The sequence below is a fragment of the Vreelandella sp. L-25 genome (assembly GCF_056857535.1).
Window position 1 is genome coordinate 1 of sequence record NZ_JBSXNH010000071.1, and the last position, 18,648, is coordinate 18,648.

The 18,648-nt window shown below is 51.2% G+C and carries 16 protein-coding genes; 3 read left to right on the forward strand and 13 right to left on the reverse strand.

Annotated elements, in window-relative coordinates; translation table 11 throughout:
- Positions 1-245: 245 nt before the first annotated feature.
- The 7 genes from AC13CN_RS11760 to AC13CN_RS11790 all read right to left on the reverse strand — a co-directional run bounded on the left by AC13CN_RS11760 (position 246) and on the right by AC13CN_RS11790 (position 7,591).
- Positions 246-1,556 (reverse strand): TRAP transporter large permease, encoded by a 1,311-nt coding sequence (locus AC13CN_RS11760; RefSeq protein WP_253557888.1) that lies wholly within the window; start codon positions 1,554-1,556, stop codon positions 246-248.
- On the reverse strand, positions 1,549-2,049 hold the full coding sequence (locus AC13CN_RS11765; RefSeq protein ID WP_044629505.1) for a TRAP transporter small permease subunit: 501 nt from the start codon (positions 2,047-2,049) through the stop codon (positions 1,549-1,551). Before AC13CN_RS11765 ends, AC13CN_RS11760 begins: the two co-directional genes overlap by 8 nt.
- Before the next feature lie 90 nt (positions 2,050-2,139).
- Positions 2,140-3,237, reverse strand: coding sequence for a TRAP transporter substrate-binding protein DctP (gene dctP / locus AC13CN_RS11770; RefSeq protein ID WP_062362127.1), 1,098 nt, complete (start codon positions 3,235-3,237; stop codon positions 2,140-2,142).
- 226 nt (positions 3,238-3,463) lie between these two features.
- The gene (locus AC13CN_RS11775) at positions 3,464-4,030 is read right to left on the reverse strand and encodes a LuxR C-terminal-related transcriptional regulator (protein WP_054641781.1); all 567 of its coding nucleotides are present in this window, start codon (positions 4,028-4,030) and stop codon (positions 3,464-3,466) included.
- Between the two features lie 36 nt (positions 4,031-4,066).
- A complete protein-coding gene (locus AC13CN_RS11780; protein ID WP_044629508.1) occupies positions 4,067-4,870 on the reverse strand; it encodes a 3-hydroxybutyrate dehydrogenase in 804 nt (267 codons plus the stop codon).
- A 19-nt stretch (positions 4,871-4,889) separates the two neighbouring features.
- A complete protein-coding gene (locus tag AC13CN_RS11785) occupies positions 4,890-6,056 on the reverse strand; it encodes an acetyl-CoA acetyltransferase (RefSeq protein WP_054645366.1) in 1,167 nt (388 codons plus the stop codon).
- Positions 6,057-6,067: 11 nt separating this feature from the next.
- Complete coding sequence (locus AC13CN_RS11790) at positions 6,068-7,591, reverse strand: class I adenylate-forming enzyme family protein (RefSeq protein WP_233420312.1); 1,524 nt, start codon at positions 7,589-7,591, stop codon at positions 6,068-6,070.
- A 206-nt stretch (positions 7,592-7,797) separates the two neighbouring features.
- On the opposite strand from AC13CN_RS11790, the gene AC13CN_RS11795 reads away from it, so the two are divergent.
- Positions 7,798-9,051: an IS256 family transposase gene (locus AC13CN_RS11795; protein ID WP_474189217.1), complete on the forward strand. Its 1,254-nt coding sequence runs from the start codon at positions 7,798-7,800 to the stop codon at positions 9,049-9,051.
- A 107-nt stretch (positions 9,052-9,158) separates the two neighbouring features.
- Here the strand turns inward: AC13CN_RS11795 and AC13CN_RS11800 are convergent, their stop codons facing one another.
- The 4 genes from AC13CN_RS11800 to AC13CN_RS11815 all read right to left on the reverse strand — a co-directional run bounded on the left by AC13CN_RS11800 (position 9,159) and on the right by AC13CN_RS11815 (position 15,009).
- Positions 9,159-10,622 (reverse strand): NAD-dependent succinate-semialdehyde dehydrogenase, encoded by a 1,464-nt coding sequence (locus tag AC13CN_RS11800; RefSeq protein ID WP_054641476.1) that lies wholly within the window; start codon positions 10,620-10,622, stop codon positions 9,159-9,161.
- Positions 10,623-10,645: 23 nt separating this feature from the next.
- Positions 10,646-12,244, reverse strand: coding sequence for a sigma 54-interacting transcriptional regulator (locus AC13CN_RS11805; RefSeq protein ID WP_083602195.1), 1,599 nt, complete (start codon positions 12,242-12,244; stop codon positions 10,646-10,648).
- 94 nt (positions 12,245-12,338) lie between these two features.
- The gene (locus AC13CN_RS11810) at positions 12,339-13,760 is read right to left on the reverse strand and encodes a hypothetical protein (RefSeq protein ID WP_062362131.1); all 1,422 of its coding nucleotides are present in this window, start codon (positions 13,758-13,760) and stop codon (positions 12,339-12,341) included.
- 76 nt (positions 13,761-13,836) lie between these two features.
- Complete coding sequence (locus AC13CN_RS11815) at positions 13,837-15,009, reverse strand: iron-containing alcohol dehydrogenase (protein WP_062362135.1); 1,173 nt, start codon at positions 15,007-15,009, stop codon at positions 13,837-13,839.
- A gap of 382 nt (positions 15,010-15,391) precedes the next feature.
- Between AC13CN_RS11815 and AC13CN_RS11820 the strand changes: the two genes are divergently transcribed.
- Positions 15,392-15,640, forward strand: coding sequence for an IclR family transcriptional regulator domain-containing protein (locus AC13CN_RS11820; RefSeq protein ID WP_083024800.1), 249 nt, complete (start codon positions 15,392-15,394; stop codon positions 15,638-15,640).
- Between the two features lie 248 nt (positions 15,641-15,888).
- Positions 15,889-17,271, forward strand: coding sequence for an NAD-dependent succinate-semialdehyde dehydrogenase (locus AC13CN_RS11825; protein ID WP_062362138.1), 1,383 nt, complete (start codon positions 15,889-15,891; stop codon positions 17,269-17,271).
- Positions 17,272-17,374: 103 nt separating this feature from the next.
- Here the strand turns inward: AC13CN_RS11825 and AC13CN_RS11830 are convergent, their stop codons facing one another.
- Positions 17,375-17,854, reverse strand: a complete 480-nt coding sequence (locus tag AC13CN_RS11830) for a phosphatidylglycerophosphatase A family protein (protein WP_062362142.1) — start codon at positions 17,852-17,854, stop codon at positions 17,375-17,377.
- Positions 17,854-18,582, reverse strand: coding sequence for a tellurite resistance TerB family protein (locus tag AC13CN_RS11835; RefSeq protein ID WP_062362145.1), 729 nt, complete (start codon positions 18,580-18,582; stop codon positions 17,854-17,856). The genes AC13CN_RS11830 and AC13CN_RS11835 overlap by 1 nt, the downstream gene beginning before the upstream one ends.
- Positions 18,583-18,648 lie beyond the last annotated feature (66 nt).

Consider the following 18,648-nt stretch of genomic DNA (forward strand, 5'->3'; position numbering starts at 1 on the left):
CGGGCCGTCAGCACCGATCAGCACGGTGGGTTTTGGCAATAACGGGCTTGCGAAAGCCAACTTGCACGGGGCGAATGATCAAAAAGTGCTCGCTGGCGGTGATAGGGAAAGTGTCGGCGCCGGCTTCACGGATTCAGGTAAAACTTAAGGCGTAAAAAGCTAAGACATGCAGCCTTGTAGTGTGTGAAATATTCACATATCAACGCTACAAGGCTGTTACTAGAGAGCATCTCCAATACTTAAAGTCACATAGTGCTTGGCAAATAAGTCGCTATAAAAGGAAAAGAGAAAATGAATATTATTGTCACTACCTCCATTACGACAAACCAATAAGCACCAGAAAAAACATCCGTAAGCGAAGTGTCTTTATCCAGGCCTGCAATGACATAAACATTCAATCCTATAGGGGGAGTAATCAAGCCAATCTCACACATTTTAATTGCCAGTATGCCGAACCAAATAGGATCAAAACCAAGATCCATAACAACTGGAAATAAAATAGGCAGTGTAATCACCAGCATAGAAAATGCATCTAAAAACATTCCCATGGGCACGTAAAGCAACAAAATCAATGCGATAATGACGATAGCTGGCAGAGGCAAATCTATTACCCATCCAGAAACTAACTGAGGAATTCTAATTAAGCTCAAAAAGAAACTATAAATACCCGCCCCCAGCATTGTCATCATAATCATGACAGTCGTATTGACTGCATCACGTGAGGAAGTTCCGATAGCTTGCATCTTGGATGAAGTTGTTTGCTTAGAACATAAAAGGAACAAAACAGATGCGACAGCACCAAGCGAGGCTGCCTCGGTCGGGGTCGCCCAACCCGTATAAATACTGCCTAGAACAACAATAATTAACACCAACAACTGCCACGCCTTGCGCAACGAGGTAATACGTTTTTTCCAACCGACACGCTCACCTTTTGGGCACATATCTGGTTTCATCACCGAGATAATGAAGACCCCAGCTACAAATACAGCCACTGAAAGAATACCGGGTAAAATCCCAGCCACCAACATTTTACCCGCTGAAACTTCGGTCAACGCAGCATAAAAGACCAATAAGACACTGGGAGGTATTAGTACACCCAGAACCCCACCAGCAGCGACACAGCCCGCTGAAAGACGTTTATCATATCCCGCCTGCTTCATTTCGGGTAAGGAAATAGCACCAACAGTCGCCGCAGTAGCAACACTAGATCCAGACGTCGCCGAAAATCCCGCACAAGTTAAAATCGTGGAAATTGCAAGACCACCGGGCAAATGCCCGCACCACCGCTTAGCCACATGGAAAAGAGACTTCCCCACCCCTGCATGTAGAGCAAAGTTACCCATAATAATAAAAAGTGGAATAACGGTGAGCAAATAAGCAGCTGTCTCATCAAAAGCAAAGTTCTGTAACACGTTATAGATGTAGCTAGCATCTTGAACCAAGAAAATGCCTATAATTCCAGCTAAACCCAACGCGGCGAAAACGGGAACTCCCAATCCCATTAGCAAAAATATAAGACCGACTGATAACAGGCCAAGTAAGGCAGAATTATTCATTAGCAGCACCAAACGAAGAATAAATAGCAAGAATAAAATGTAGCGCCATTTGAATAAACGCCAGCACAAGACCACATGCAACCACTATTTTCACCCACCAAATAGGCATTTGAATAATACCCCAGCGAAACTCTTTATCTAAAAATGATGTATAAGCTCCCTCTATAGTGGGTACTGCAAGTATTAAAAGAAAAAGTGCAGCAAAGAACCACCCCACGGCTTCCCACGCTTGCTTACCCGGTAACGACTTGTTTTCACTTATCAATGAGACGCGTATATGCTTTCGGTCGTGCTGAGCCCATAAAAGCCCCAAGTAAACAATAATCGCCATAGAGATTTCAGAAAACTCATAAACACCCGGTAATGGGAAATTAAATAAGCTGCGAGACGTCGCATCAAGCGCGGTAGAGAGCATCATAAAGATGAGCGCAGCCGCTGAGATGATGCCCATCACATTAGCCAAGCAAGACTCCATTTTTTGTAATTTTTGCATGGTGTAACACCCTAAAGTCAAAGCTAGACAGCGGGCCACATTAAGTAGCCCTGGCTGGCTTAATAGTTACCAAGCAAATAGCTTAAAAAGCTATGACAAGCTCTGATAGATTTCGTAAGGGGTTTTCAAGACACCATCACCATCATGCCGCTCAATGGCTTCATCAATGATGGCCTGCATCTCTTCACCATCAATCCCAGCATCCCGGGCCACAGTATTAACCCATTGATTAACTTGCTCGGGTTGCACCAAGCCACGTGCTGTTTCAATTTGCTCAGTATTCCATGTCGAGAACTGAGCACCTTCATTCATCGCCTTGCGGACTCGGTCTTCAGCAATTTCTGCGTAAATTTCCTGGTATTTACCCTCGTAAATTTCATTCGCCAGTTCATTCATTACCTGTTTTACATCTTCAGGTAATTGTTCCCACACCTCGATGCCAATAACCGTTGCCGAGGGCCCATGAGGTCCAGCGCCGATTTCGGTAATATACGGCGCCGCTTCATGCAGCGCGTAGCTAATGGCGGTTATAAAATCAAAGCCATAAGCACCGTCCAATACCCCACGTTCAAGCGCGGAATAAACCTCAGGGGCAGCCATGGGGATAGCTCTACCTCCCAAGCTTTCCACGATATCAGTGCCTACTCCATAGCCACGAATCCGTTTCCCCTTAAGATCATCAATAGAATTAATAGGGTCACGGGTAATTAACGGGCAATAATACCAATTGGTCCAGTACAGCACTTTGGATTTGTGTCTACTCTCCCATTCCTGCTGCAACGGCTCATAACGCTCATAAACATCGCGGCATACTTTAAGAAGCGCATCTGCACGATTCATTTTGTAATACCACTCCAACCCTCGAGTAACCGGCAAATCACTTTGATAATAGCCAGGTGATATTAATGAAATTTCTGAAATACCATTTTTGATGGCATTTAGATGGGCTCCCGCTTTATTAAGTGATTGTGCCCAATAATAATCTATCTCAATCGCCCCATTGGTACGCTTAACAAGTTCATCTAAAAACCATCGATCCAAAACCGAAGGGGAAGCATGCTCCGTAACATAAGAATCATATTTCAATCGCGTTGCAGATTGTGCAAACACCATACTAGGCATGGTCGTTAGCGTGAGCGTGCCACCAATCGAAACAGCACTAAGCCGTAAGAAATCTCTTCGTTTCATCTTAATCTCCTGACATCTTCTGTACTTTATTAGCGTTATTATTAACCTGGTCGACTATCCCAGTAGGCAAAGACACTTCAGTATTATTATTCCGCTGTTAGCAAAGTATCTTATAGTTCATCCTAGTCTCTCCAGGTACGATGCGGTATACGTAGTACTACGTATACATGTAGGGGATTCTGAAAACAGACTCCCTCATTCCAGCCCTCATCTCTAAAGACTTCATTTAATCATCTAACTGTATGATTTTAGAAACTAATTCTGCTGTATTACGGCAACCCAGCTTCTTCATGATTTTAGCTCTATGAGCTTCAACCGTACGATGAGATATATGCAAAAGCCTGCCTATTTCCTTACAGGTATGCCCATTCGCTATATAACCGGAAACCTCGAGTTCACGCATAGTTAAATCATTAGACTTATCCTGACCAACATTAATTTTCATAAATGACCAGACAGCTAATTCAAACGGTGAATCAGGTGTCAATGTATTACCAATAGTTTTAGTCCAAAACACCTCACCACGACTATTACGCATAAAGCGTTCATCGATACACTTTTTATTTTGCAGTAAATCTTTATACCGAAGCTCTCCTATCGATTTAAAGTCTGCATACGAAGGGTACAGTTTCAACATCAACTGTCCGATCAGCTTTTGTCTTTCATAACCAAAAAGGTCGCAAAAAGCATGGTTGCACTCCAATACTCGACGATTTTTAGTCACAACGATTGCACAAGGTGCGTGCTCAAAAGCCACCTGAAGGAGATCGCTGCCCAGCACCATTGCATTCATCGCTGATTACCGCCGTTGTTATTGTTTAAACACCACTTACTGGCACGTCCAACCACCATCTATAGGCATCGTAGTGCCTGTTATATGAGTGGCATGATCACCGGAAAGGAAGTGAATTAAAGAAGCTACATGTTCAGGTGGAACTAGCTGACCCGACGGCTGTTTTTCCGCGACTAAATGCTGAATTGCTGCATCGCGGGTACTATTCAGTAAGGCCATACGCTGTTCGATCTGAGGACGTAAGATAGGGGTATCGGTCCAACCTGGAGCAATAGCGTTAACCGTAATATTCTGCGTTGCCGTTTCTAACGCAATGACCTTTGTCAGTCCCACAACGCCATGCTTTGCGGCTACATAGGCCGCTTTATTAGCGGAGCCAACCAAGCCATGGACCGAAGAAAGGTTGATAATACGTCCCCAGCCAGCACAGCGCATATCTTCCACTGCATATTGAATACAGCGATAAACGGCCGTTAAGTTGATGGCAAGAATATCTGACCATGACGAAGCATCAAACTCACGAATAGGCGCTGTTTTTTGGATTCCAGCGTTATTCACCAGAATATCGACGCTAAGCCCCTCTTCACGAAGTGCAGCAAATAACTCATCTATAGCGGAAAGTTGTTTTAAATCAGCTTGAAAATAGTGAGCTGACGTGGCGCCAGCAGTATACATTTCTTCCAAGAACTTACCCACATCAGCGTCACCTCTCTCGTTGATATCATGGGCAATGACTTGAAAACCATGGCGCGCAAATCGTTGACAAATGGCAAAACCTATGCCCCCTAACGCTCCAGTAACCATGATACTTTTAGACGTATTATTTGTTGTTGTCGTCATTGTTATTTAATCTCCAAGATCAATCGACGCGTTGTAAAAGACTTGCATAGTTAGCAACTGCTAACCCACCCATATTAAAGACCGCCCCGGTGTGCGCATCATCAATCTGGCAGCCACCTGCAGCATTTAACAACTGCCGAGCAGCCATCACATGCATGGAAACGCCTGTCGCCCCCACGGGATGTCCTTTAGCTTTTAAACCACCAGAAGGGTTGACCGGTAAGCGACCGTCTTTCATTACCCAGCCTTCATTGATCGCGGTCGCCCCCTGTCCAAAAGGCGTTAACCCCATGCTTTCATAGATCATCAGCTCAGCGATAGTGAAGCAGTCGTGTACTTCCGCAAACGACAGCGAATCAAGGGTAATATTAGCGTCACTTAATACATTCTTCCACGCCCTGGTGACGCCATCAAAAACCAAAGGATTACGTTGTCGCATCGGCATAAAATCCGTCACTTGTGTGCGCGCTAAAAACCTTACTTTTTGAGACGCAGCATTTGCCACATCCTGGTTTGAAATCACAACAGCCGCCGCACCGTCAGAAACAGGAGAGCAATCCGTGCGCTTTAAAGGCCCAGCCACTATGGGATTTTTTTCCGAAACCGAGCGACAGAACGCCACGCCAACATCTTTTTGTAACTGTGCATAAGGGTTGTGTACGCCGTTGGCATGGTTTTTAGCCGCAATACGAGCCAGGGCTTCTGTTTGATCGCCGTTAACCTCGAAGTATTGGCTAGCCACATCCGCAAATACCCCAGCAAAGCCAGCTTGCTGATGTTGTGTCTCTGGCTGATAGCTAGCGCCCAATAATCCCTTACCAATACGTGCAGCATCTGCATCGGTCATTTTTTCGGCACCGATGACCAATACATTTCGCGCCAAACCACCTTCAATCAGATTAATCGCCTGATGCAGGGCGGCAGAACCACTAGCACATGCATTCTCGACCCGTGTCGTCGGCTTGAAGCGCATGTCAGGCAATGCATTCAATACTAACGATGCTGGAAACTCCTGATCACACATCCCGCTGTTAAAATTACCTATATAGATAGCGTCAATATCTTTTGCCTCCATTTGGGCAGACACTAACGCCTCAATAGCCACCTCACCAATTAACGCTTCCAATGATGCTTCAAGTTTGCCGAAGCGAGTATGGCCACCGGTACCAATGATATAGCTACGCATAAAACGATCTCCTAACAAGGCGCAGTAATGAGCTGCGCCCGCAGCTCAGTTTTAAGGATTTTGCCATACGCATTCTTCGGCAATTCATCAACGAAATGGTACGCTTTAGGTCGTTTAAAGCGGGCCATTTTGGCAAGGCAGAATTGATCAAGTGCAGTGACTTCAAGTGAGCTGGCACTAGCAATGAAGGCCACCACCACCTCGCCCCATTCAGCATCGTGCTGACCCACAACGGACACTTCCTTAACCCCAGGGAACTGCAGTAACACTTCTTCCACTTCACGAGGATAAATATTGGTGCCCCCACTGATAATCACATCTTTCAAACGGTCGGTTAGGTACAAAAAACCGTGTTTATCTAGATGACCTATATCACCTGTGTGCAACCAACCGTCGCGAAGGGTTTCCTGATTTGCAGTAGCATTTTCCCAGTAACCATTCATCACGATATCACCGCGGACACACACCTCCCCCTCTTCCCCAACGGGCAGGCAAACGTCATCGTGATTTTGAATCGTCACTTCAAGCTGCGGGTGTGATTGGCCCACGGGTAATAAAGGAGATATCTCAAGTCGCGCCTGCAGGTTTTCCGGTGTCAGATCGCGATGCTGCTCTTTACCCAAATAAGTAATGGTCATCGGGCTCTCACCCTGACCATAAATCTGTACCAGGCGTAAGCCAAAAACCGTTAATGCCTCACTCAAGTCTTTGGCATACATGGGGCCGCCCCCATAAGTAATGGTGTCGATATGGTCAGCGCTAAAATCAGGTTTATTCTGCGCAATATAATCAAGCACACGTCGAATCATGGTAGGCGCCAGAAACATAGAAACACGCGCATGATTGGCTAACGTGGTAACGAAGTTCTCGCCCGTAAACTTTAAAGAGGCAGGAATGATATTGGCACCACCTGCCATTAGATACGGCACAACATACAACCCCGAACCGTGGGACATAGGGGCAAAATGCACCAACTTACTGTCGGCCGTTATCTGTTCGATATTAGCCACATAGCTAAAGGACATAGCCGCCAAGTTAAGATGGCTGAGCGTCGCCCCTTTGGGTTTCCCGGTAGTACCGCTGGTGTAAAAAATCCAAGCGGGGTCGGCTGCTGCACGAAAAATGGGGAACGTGTCGCGACTCGCTCCAACGGCCTCTTCAGCGAGTAACACTGGCGGGAGAATTTGGCTACTGGATAACGCCTGAGCGACTTCATCGTGTTCGGTAAACACGATGCGGCTTCCACTATCCTCAACGATATGACTAACTTCCGAGACACTCAATTTGTAGTTGATAGGGACAACCACCAACCCTGCGTACCAAGCGCCACATAGTAATTCGATATAAGCACTACTGTTAGGCAGGAAAAGAGCGACGCGGTCACCCGGCAGCAAGCCTGCCTCGTGGCAAAAAAACGCTGCCCAACGCTGGGCTACACGCGCAAGGCTAGCATAGCTATGAACCGGTAGATCACCGTGGTAAATGACCGTTCGCGAAGGAAACCGACAAGCATTCACGGCTAAATAGTTGGCCACATTCAAGGAGCACTCTCCTGCTTTAGTTGTTATTACTCCCTAAGGCTAGGCGCAGTGGCTACTTAGTCATATACGTAGTAATACGAAGCCCACTAGACTAAAAGTCGAGTTAAGCTCAAGTCTGGTGTATGGGAGGAGGTAGGAAGGGTGGCGTATCCTGTTGATTGATCACGACCAAGATCTCAACCAACACGAGTGGATACGCCATGACCGATTCTACCCTCCGGGCTCTTTCACAACCAGAACCCCAGGTCACTGACCCGCTGCACGAGCTGCTGCGACGAGGTGCCCGTGACCTGATCGCCAAGGCCGTCGAGGCCGAGCTGGCCACCTTCCTGGCGCAGTATGCCGATCAGCGGCTCGGCGATGGACGTCAGGCCGTGGTCCGCAACGGCTACCTGCCCGAGCGCACGGTCCAGACCGGGATTGGGGATGTCAGCGTGCAGGTGCCCAAGGTGCGTGACCGCAGCGGCGGTGGTGCTCGCTTCAACAGCAGCCTGCTGCCGCCCTACCTGAAGCGGGCCCGCAGCATCGAGGAACTGATCCCCTGGCTCTACCTGAAGGGGATTTCCACTGGCGACTACCAGGAGGCGCTGGCGGCGCTGCTGGGCGACCAGGCCAAGGGGCTCTCGGCCAACACGGTGTCTCGGCTCAAGAAACAGTGGGAAGACGAGCATACCGAGTGGCGGCAGCGTGACCTGTCAGACCGTCGCTACGTCTACTGGTGGGCCGACGGCGTGTACAGCAACGTGCGCATGGATGACCGCCTGTGTCTGCTGGTGATCATCGGCGTCACGGAGCAGGGCCGCAAGGAGCTGGTGGCCGTCGAGGACGGCTTCCGTGAGTCGGCAGACAGCTGGGAAACGCTGCTGACGGGGCTGCGAGAGCGCGGTCTGACTCAAGCCCCCAAGCTGGCGGTGGGCGACGGTGCCATGGGGTTCTGGTTGGCGCTGAGCAAGATCTACCCGGAAACCGACCATCAGCGCTGCTGGGTCCACAAGACCGCTAACGTGCTGAACAAGCTGCCGAAATCAGTGCAGCCCAAGGTCAAGGCCGACCTCCATGACATCTGGATGGCCGAGACCCGCGATGAGGCGCACAAGGCCTTCGATCGCACGTTGAAACGCTTCGAGGCCAAGTACCCCAAGGCGATGGCGTGCCTGGCCAAGGATCGGGACGAGCTGCTGGCGTTCTACGACTATCCAGCAGAGCACTGGGTGCATATCCGCACCACCAACCCGATCGAGTCGACCTTCGCCACGGTCCGTCTACGGAGCAAGCGCAGCCGGAACTGCGGATCCCGGGCGACGACCCTGGCGATGGTCTTCAAGCTGCTCCAGAGCGCCGAGAAACGCTGGAAGCGCATCAAGGGGTTCAGCAAGCTGGAGCTGGTCGTGAACAACGTCCGGTTTCAGGATGGGGAGCAGGTAACCGATCAATCAGACAGGACTGCCGCCTGACTGCCATCCACCAGATTTGACTATAACTCCTAAAAGTCTAGTGGGCTTCAAAGAACGCCTCACAGAGAGCGCGTAAATAAAACGACCTTTATACCCTTAAGTGTTTGTTATTCAGCCATTTGCTTAATACCCAAACACAGATACTTCAGCTCGGTGTATTCATCGATGCCATAGCGTGAGCCCTCACGACCGATGCCCGACGATTTGACACCCCCAAAAGGCGCCGAAGCGGTCGAGATGAGCCCCGTATTAATGCCCACCATGCCGTACTCCAGTGCTTCCGATACGCGCCAGATCCGTGACACGCTTTCAGCATAGAAATACGCCGCTAACCCATACTCCGTATCATTGGCCTGACGAATAACCTCCGCTTCCGTCTCAAACCTGAATACCGGCGCCAATGGCCCAAAGGTTTCCTCGCGAGCACATGCCATGTCAGCGGTTACGTCAGCCACAACTGTTGGCTCAAACCAGGTACCGCCTAAGGCGTGTCGCTTACCACCGGTGATTAAGCGACCACCTTTATCGAGTGCATCCTGCAAATGGGCTTCAACTTTCTCTACCGCCTTTTCAGAGATGAGTGGCCCCACCTCTACGCCTTCGGCGCTACCTTTACCGACACTCAGTTCACTGGTGCGCTGGGCCAAACGTTCAACAAATGCGTCGTAAACACCGCTTTGCACATAAATACGATTAGCGCAGACACAGGTTTGCCCAGCATTACGGAACTTACTGTCTAGCGCTCCGGTAACCGCATCTTCAATATCGGCATCGTCAAACACAATAAAGGGCGCATTACCGCCAAGCTCAAGAGACACCTTTTTGACCGTTGGAGCACAGGCAGCCATTAAATGCGCGCCCACTGGGGTAGAACCGGTAAAGCTCAGTTTGCGCACAATCGGGCTATCTGTCAGCACGGGGCCAATCGTTTTGGCATCACCAGTAACAATATTAATCACCCCGGCAGGAATGCCCGCTTGCTCGGCTAACGCCGCTAGCGCAAGCGCCGTCAATGGGGTTTCCATAGCGGGCTTAACGATAATCGTACAACCCGCCGCCAAGGCAGGCGCCACCTTGCGGGTAATCATGGCCGCAGGGAAGTTCCACGGCGTAATCGCCGCACAAACGCCCACCGGCTCACGGGAAACAATGATGCGTTTATCAGTCGCATGACCGGGAATAGTATCGCCGTATAACCGCTTCGCCTCCTCAGCGAACCACTCGATAAAGCTGGCCGCATAGCCGATTTCACCGCGTGCCTCTTTTAACGGCTTCCCTTGCTCCAAGGTCATCAGCTCGCCTAGCGCTGCCTCATTTTCCATAATCAGTGCATGCCAGCGTTTTAAAAGCTGCGAACGTTCCGCCGCGGTTTTAGCACGCCAAGCAGGCAGTGCGGCATTTGCAGCTTCAATAGCCTGACTGACTTGCTCCGCACTCAAGCTAGGGACATGGCCAAGCGTCTCACCGCTAGCAGGGTCGGTGACCGCGACACTACTGCCATCCGTTGCGGCCACCCACTGGCCGTTAATATACGCGTCTTGTTTAAAAAACGTTTGCTTGGAGATAGACATTATTTTTCCTTTCAAAGTGAAGGTTAGATAAGTTCTTGACGCCAACGTCGCTGTTTTTTGACCAGCGTAGATTGATCGATGCCCAATGCAGCGGCTGCCGCTCGGGTCGTACCATGGCGAGTAAGCGCCTGTTGAATGATTTGCTGTTCAAACTGCATTACCTGCTGGCGAAGATCACCACTCACGGGCGGTTGGCTAAACGGAGTGCTTGGGAATATCTCGTTCGGCAGTGCCGTTGCGGTTATCTCATTGTCTGAAACCGTGACGGATAAACGCTCGGTTAAGTTGATCAGCTCACGAATATTGCCAGGCCACGAATAGCTAGAAAGTAACTCCAACGCCTCGGGGTTCCAGACCCGTTCTACCCCATGCAACTGATTAAAATGGTCTAAGTAATAGTTCAGCAATGGAATCACCTCATCGCGCCGTTGCCGCAAAGGGGGCAGCCAGAGCGGCACCACGCTAATGCGATAAAACAGATCCTCGCGAAAGAGCCCTTGCTTTACCCGATCATTTAAATCTTGGTGAGTAGCGGTAATCAGACGTACGTTGGCATGACGAAAAGCTGTCCCACCTACCGGCAAGTAGCGATTCTCTTCCACCACTTTGAGTAGTTTTACCTGCAGTGCGAGAGGTAAATCGCCAATTTCATCCAGAAAAAGCGTACCGCCATGAGCCACATCCAATAGCCCCTGTTTGCCTCTAGGGGACGCCCCGGTAAATGCGCCTGCGGTGTAACCAAACAGCTCCGCTTCCAGCAACCCTTCAGGAAATGCCGTACAGTTAAGCTCCATAAAAGGTCCATCCGCACGGTCGCTTTGCTGATGTATATAGCGGGCCAATAGCGTTTTACCGGTGCCTGTTTCACCTTGAATCAGAATCTTCGCCGTTGTTTTCGCGACTCGACTGGCAAGCGCAAAACAGGGCTCCGTTTGTTGGCTGGTGATCACCCCCGGCGCGCTTAGCGCCATAACCTCGGGCACTTTATATGCCTCGCGGATGCGCTGAATTTGCTCTAGCTGCTCTTGGGCATGTTTCGCCAGTAGCAACTCAGTGATATCCCGAACACTGGTAACCACATAAGCAATCGAGCCATCGGCACTGAACATAGGCGTTCCAGTGACTACGATCTTGCGGCTGTTATGGATAGTCTGCGCCAGCGTAATCGGGCGGCGTTCACGGATGACTTCCAACGACGCGGATTTGGAAATAAACCCTGCCTTCACCAAATCCGCCATATGAAAGCCCACTACCTCAGCGCGCGAAATGCCGGTGATACGTTCATAGGCTTTATTGATCGTTACCGTAATACCGTTGGCATCGGTGATATAAACCCCGTCATGCAAAGCATCCAACAGTGAACGCATCGGCTCTTGGTCAAAACCAAACGCATCTACGCTTTCAGCTTCCACCGGCGGTTTAATACCGGTGACACGGTAGCGAATACACTCGCCCACCAACTGGCCCAACGTCGCATCACACTGCGCCTTTTCGATATCGGTACGGGTCAACACCCCAATGACCTGACCTTGGGTATCAAAGACTTCCACCGCATCAGTGCCGTGTAAATCAAATAACGGCAGTGCGGTTTCCAGTGAAAGCCCCTCTTCGATCCGTTGCATAACAGTTCCTCTCACAGGCCAGGTCCACCGCCTAAGCGGTGAACACTGGTTTTCCAACCTTTTGGCGGTTAAACCACTATAAAGGCTGAGACTGTTATTTGCGCAATGGCACTTCCGGCTCAGGATCCTCAACGGGCTGGGATGCCTCATCCCAATCCTTAACGAAAGTTTTATCCACCTCACCGGAGAAGAAGCGCTTACCGTAAATTAACGCGCAAAGCAAAATGCCCACCCCAAAGGCCCAGGTAGCGCCCTTTATCACCAGCATGGCCGCGATAATGCCCGCGATACCCAAGTCCCGTTGGCTGCGCGCTTCCATAATGCCGATGCGCACACTGACATAGCCTTGAATCAACAGCGTCAGCGCCAGCGCAATTCCTAGAATAGGCTCCACCAAGCTCACGATCGGCAGCAACAACAGCCCCGTATTCGTCCCCCAGCGAAATGAACCAGAACCACCGAAGATAGAGTTCATCGCCGCTTTGCCCTGCTTGTAACGCTCAACCGTTACCACATGCATCGCTGCCCAGAGCGGACCACACATCACCACATCAGGGCCAAAAATACTCATCCCAAAGTTACGCCCACCAAAAATCATATGAGCGCGGTTAGGGTTATAGTCGATTTTTTCATCCTGGCGCTTCTCATCAGCTTCTTCCAAAAGTGCCTTGCTTTGAAGCACATCGCCAAATAGCACAATGTAGGCCGCAATAACGGTCGGAATGGCCGTTAAAAACATCATCAACGGAGGTAAACCAACGCCAAATACCGTGTATTCACTGAACATCAGCGCGAAATCAGGCTGACTAAAGCCCCACTCAACGTCTGGCCAGGGCGCTTCACCAAACAGTGGAGCCACCACAATCGCCAGCACGATAATCGGGAAAATACCCAGTTTACCCACGGCACCCCACAGGCCGCCCTGCGCTTTCAGCTTGTTGAAATGGCGAGAGAAAATCAGATAAAACGCGACACCTACGGCAATCGCAATAGTAAAGGGGTACTGTTCAAAGCGGCCGCCTTCATCAAACACCACCACAATAGCGGCTAACCCTGCGCCCATAATGACCCCTGCTTTGATGGCAGAAGGAATGAGCCGCACCACTTTACTGGCCATACCCGTTACCCCCAGGCCCAGTGCCAGTACCCCCAACATCATCTGAAAGGCAATCAGCGCATGCACCCTGTCTCCCCCCTCGGGAAAGGTCGACACATAAGCCATCAACAGCGGAATAGCAGGTGTGATCCACCCTGGAATGACAGGGTCACCCAACAGGTGATGCAGCAAATAAAGCAAGCCATTTAAAATGACGATGGCCAACGCCGCTTCAAACGGCATGCCCAGTAGCTGCATCATCAATGGGATCGCGGCAAGATCCACCGCGCACATCAAAAGCCCTTGCAGGTAATCGGGCAGTTCAAAACGATAATGGTAAAACGGCAGGCGTAGCTTAAACGGTCCTAATGGTGTGTACGGGCTTTCTTCACCGTCAACGCGTTGCTTCCAAGCGCTCATGGCATGGACTCCTGTTTAAAGTTGTTAGTATTTTTAATAAACGTTTTGTCGTTATAGCGTTTTAATTAGCGACGAATTAATAAGCGGCGTGGTAAATCGCCTCAACATCCGCAAGCGTTAATACCCGCGGGTTATTACGCAGCAAACGTTCCACCTTAATGGCCTCGGCGGCCAACTCAGGAATGGCGGATTCAGGAATATCAAACGAGCGTAAACCGGAAGGAATCTCCACATCAGCACACAGCTTATGCATGCGCTGGATAACCGCTTGGGCGACAGCATCATCCGAAAGCCCAGCCACGGGTTCATCAAAGGCCACCGCAATGCCGCGAAAGCGCTCGACGCAGGCCAGCTTGTTCCACTCCATGACGAAGGGCAGTAAAAGCGCATTCGTCACCCCATGGGCCAAGTGGTAGCGCCCACCTAACGGATACGCCAACGCATGGACTGCGCCCACGCCAGCATTACCAAAGGCAAGGCCTGCCAGCAGGCTACCGGTGGCCATATCTTCACGGGCCTGGAGATTGTTGGGATTGGCAAACGCCTTGGGGAGCGAATGCACAATGAGGTTCATTGCCTTAACCGCCAGTGCATCGGTAATCGGCGTGGCAAAGTTAGATAGATACGCCTCCACTGCATGGACTAACGCATCCACCCCGCTGGCCGCTGTCACAGAACGTGGGCAACTCAACGTAAGCTCAGGGGCGACAATCGCGACATCCGGTAATAAGCAGTCACTGACGATGCCCTTTTTCATCTGTTGGGCTTTATCCGACAGAATCGCGATATTGGTCACTTCAGAACCGGTGCCCGCCGTGGTGGGCATGGCGATCAAAGGTATTGTGCGTTGGTCAACCTTGTTCTCGCCAAACAACGCCTCCAGCGGACCTTCGTAGTGCGCATATACCGCTACACACTTAGCGATGTCCATGGCACTCCCGCCGCCTACAGCGATGACGCTGTCGTGCTTGCCAGCATTGAAAGCACGGGTGCACATTTCGACTATTTCTACTTCCGGCTCGGGCGTTACCTGATCAAACACCTCATAGGTCACCTTTAGTGCCGTGAGCTGCTCAGTAATCATATCCAGCGTGCCTGAAGCCACCACGCCGCTATCGGTAACGATTAAGGGCCGCTGCATACCCAACGATTGAACATAAAGCTGCAACTGCTGTGCGGCCCCATGGCCGGTAATCAGCTTACCGGCGCTTTTAAAGCTACTCACTCGATTAAAGCTACTTAACTGCATATGGCGCTTCCTGTTAACTTTTATTGGTTGCTTTACCAGCTCGATTATCAAACCGAGAATAACGCTGGCCACTTTTTACCTAGCAAACGCCATGCCAACCAAGAAAAATTAACAACTGTATGATTTAATTGATAAAAAAATTAAAGATAAAATCATGCAGGTATATGGGATGCAAAAAATCATCGAATAGCGACATTTTGATGACTTAATTCATCAGCGTAACCATAGCGGTACTCCGGCACGCAGCAGAGACCAGTTAAAGAGGAAGGCGATGTCTCACCTTCGGAAGCTTCAGAAGCTCCCGATGCGAGTCGCGAAATACTTCAAAGCCCCGTCAATCCAATACGCCGCATCATAGCTATTTTATTGCCGGGTTAATAATATCGACACCCTTAGCGAGCTGATCCGCGAATGCCGCTCACGCGGAGTCGCCTGGAACGACGCCGAATACTTTCTCGGCGATATCAACATTGCCGCGCCGATACGCAACGCTGCGGGTACTCCCGTCGCTGCCGTGCACATCACCACCCCTAGCAGCCGGTGGACCCTCGACCGCGCCCTGGAACAGCTCGCGCCCTCGTTAATGGAGTGTGCCCGCGCCATTACCAAAGCGGCCCGCATGCGTAGCTAAAACTATTGATTACGCCGAATATTTTTAGCATCACCTTATACCTCGGGGAAACAAAATAAACTTATAAAAATTCAATGAGAAATCGAAGGAACTGATTGATTAAATCAATGCCCGAAAGTAAGTACCTTTATTATGCAGAGGCACTCAGTTTGTACTAGAGTGGATTTGCATTAGAAATAGACTGGTCGATTAAACGCCCAGAAGCTGGACGTCATGACCCACACGTTGATCTAAAGATAGGAGATCTTATGAGCAACACCATTACGACAGTGAACCCGACCACCGGCGAAACGCTTGAGACCTACACGCTGATGGATGAAAGCCAGGCCAAGCAGATAGTCGAGGCCAGTCATGAGGCGTTTTTAGATTGGCGGCTCAAGCCGCTAGAGCACCGTGCCAAGGTGGTGAAAGCGATTGGCGAAGCCATGAACGCACATAAAGAAGAGCTTACCGACCTGATGGTCAAAGAGATGGGTAAGCTGCCCTCGCAAGCGCGCGGGGAAGTGGATCTCTGCGTCGGCATTTGTGACTACACCGCCGAACATGGCCCCACCAAGCTGGCCGATGAAGAGCGCAAACCCGGCAACGGCGAGCGCGGTATTGTTACCTACTCCCCCATGGGCGTGATTTACGGCATTCAGCCGTGGAACTTCCCTGCTTACCAAGTGGTGCGTTACTCCATCGCCAATATTATGGCGGGCAACAGCGTGCTGCTAAAACACGCTGAAAACGTGACGGGCAGCGGCCTGCTGCTTGAAAAAATCTACCGCGAAGCGGGCCTTCCGGAAAACGTTTTCCGCACGCTGGTGATTTCACACGATGTATCCGACACCATCATCGCCCATAAAGCCGTGCGTGGTGTGACCCTGACCGGCAGCGACGGCGCTGGCCGCAAAGTGGCCGCCAAAGCCGCCGAGCATCTGAAAAAGACCGTACTAGAGCTAGGCTCCAACGATGCCTACTTGGTGCTGGACGATGCCGACCTGGACGTGGCGGTGGATACCTGCGTCACTGGCCGCGTGTTTAACGGCGGCCAAACCTGCGTAGCGGCAAAACGCTTTGTGGTCACCGAAAAGAACTACGAAGCGTTTAAAGAGCGCTACGTGGCACGCATGAAGGACTTAAAAGCGGGCGACCCGACCAAAGAAGATAGCGACCTAGGCCCGATGGCCCGTGTCGATCTTCGTGACGGCCTTCACAAACAGGTGGAAGAGAGCGTGCGTAAAGGCGCAAAAATCCTCTGCGGCGGCGAAAAACCAGAAGGTAAAGGGGCATTCTACCCGGTCACCGTGCTGGATAACGTCACCCCCGGCCAGCCTGCCTATGACGACGAGCTGTTTGGCCCGGTTGCCGCGTTGATTCGTGCCAAAGATGATGAAGACGCCATGCGCATCGCCAACGACAGCCGCTACGGCTTGGGCGGCGGCATCATCTCCAAAGACGTGAAGCGCGCCACCGAGCTTGCCAGCAAGTATTTCGATACCGGCATGGTGTTTATCAACGGATTTGGTGTGGCAACGCCTGAAATGCCGTTTGGCGGCGTGAAAGATTCCGGCTACGGCCGTGAGCACGGCGGCTTTGGTATGCACGAGTTCGTCAACATTAAATCGGTGATTGTGGTGCAAAGCTAACATCGCCAAGCCCATCGGCTTACGATGGGCTAATCCATAAAAACGCCGCAGTGTCGTTTATGACCTGCGGCGTTTTTATGGGTAGCGTATTTTAAAAGTGGCGTTAGACGATTTTCTGCTGCCAACGCTGCCATAGCGTCACTATCAGCGCGACCACCAGCCAGCTTACCAGCGCGGCAATCACATCATCCAACACAATGCCCAACCCACCGGTGACATACTCCGCTAAATGAATAGGCGGCGGTTTTAAAGCATCAAAAAAGCGGTAGACGCCAAACGCCAGGGCCAGAACCAATGGATGGCGAGCGGCTTTTAGCCCTAGCACCGCGAGCGGAAAAGCGACGTACTCATCGGCAACGATGCTGCCATGGTCCAGGCCATCATAATGCCACGCAGCAATATGACAGACCGGCACGGCCGCTATCAGCATCAGCGCGATGATGACCGCCTGCTGCCCGGTTGAGCGGCCCAAGAGCCACCACGCCAGCGGCAAGCCAATCAGTGACCCAAAGGTACCCGGCGCAACGGGCGCTAGCCCCAACCCAAAGCCAGTGGCTAGCCAGAAGTTGAGCGTATCGAGCATTAGCCAGCCTGCTGCGCCTGACGCTCGAGCTCTGCCGCCATCTCTGGCGTTAGGTTTAGCGCACTGGCGAGTTGATCCAACCAGGCGCGCTCCATGGGGTTTTGGCCGTCGATCACGGCGACGCTGATCAAATACATTTCGCGAGCGGCCTGGGGGGAGTCCGCTTCACGGGCCAATGCCTGGGCGTCCAGCGGGGCTTTTAGCTGCTGTTCGACCCAGCGGTGCATCTCCTCATCCGCGCCGAGGGCATCGATCTGATCGGTGATCAGCGCCTGCTCCTGCTCATCGATATGACCATCGGCCCGTGCGGCCATAATCATCGCCTGCAGCAGTTCCAGGCTGCGGCGCTCTTGAACCTCGCCGCTTAACACCTCTACACGTTCGCCTTCTGAAGAGGATTGGGTCGCAGCTCCTTTCTTTTCCTGAGAGCTTTGCCACGCTTTCCACGCCAGTACGCCGACTCCCGCAATGGCACCATACTTGAGCGCTTTACCGCCCATACTGCGGCCACGCTTCGAGCCCACCAGGATGCCCAGGGCACCGCCGCCCAGCAGGCTTTTCACATCAAAACCGCTGGAACCGCTGCTTTGACGCGTACCTTGGCTGCTATTACCGCCTAAATGGCGGGAGAGCCCATCAATCACGCCTTTGACATCCATGCCGCCGCTGCTGCCTTTGCTACCACTGGCCTGGCTCATCAGCTGCTGCAGAATTTTGCTTGCATTCATCCTCGCACTCCTCAATAGACATTCATTCGACGGGTCGAACGCGAGTCGTTTAACCCTTGTTATAGC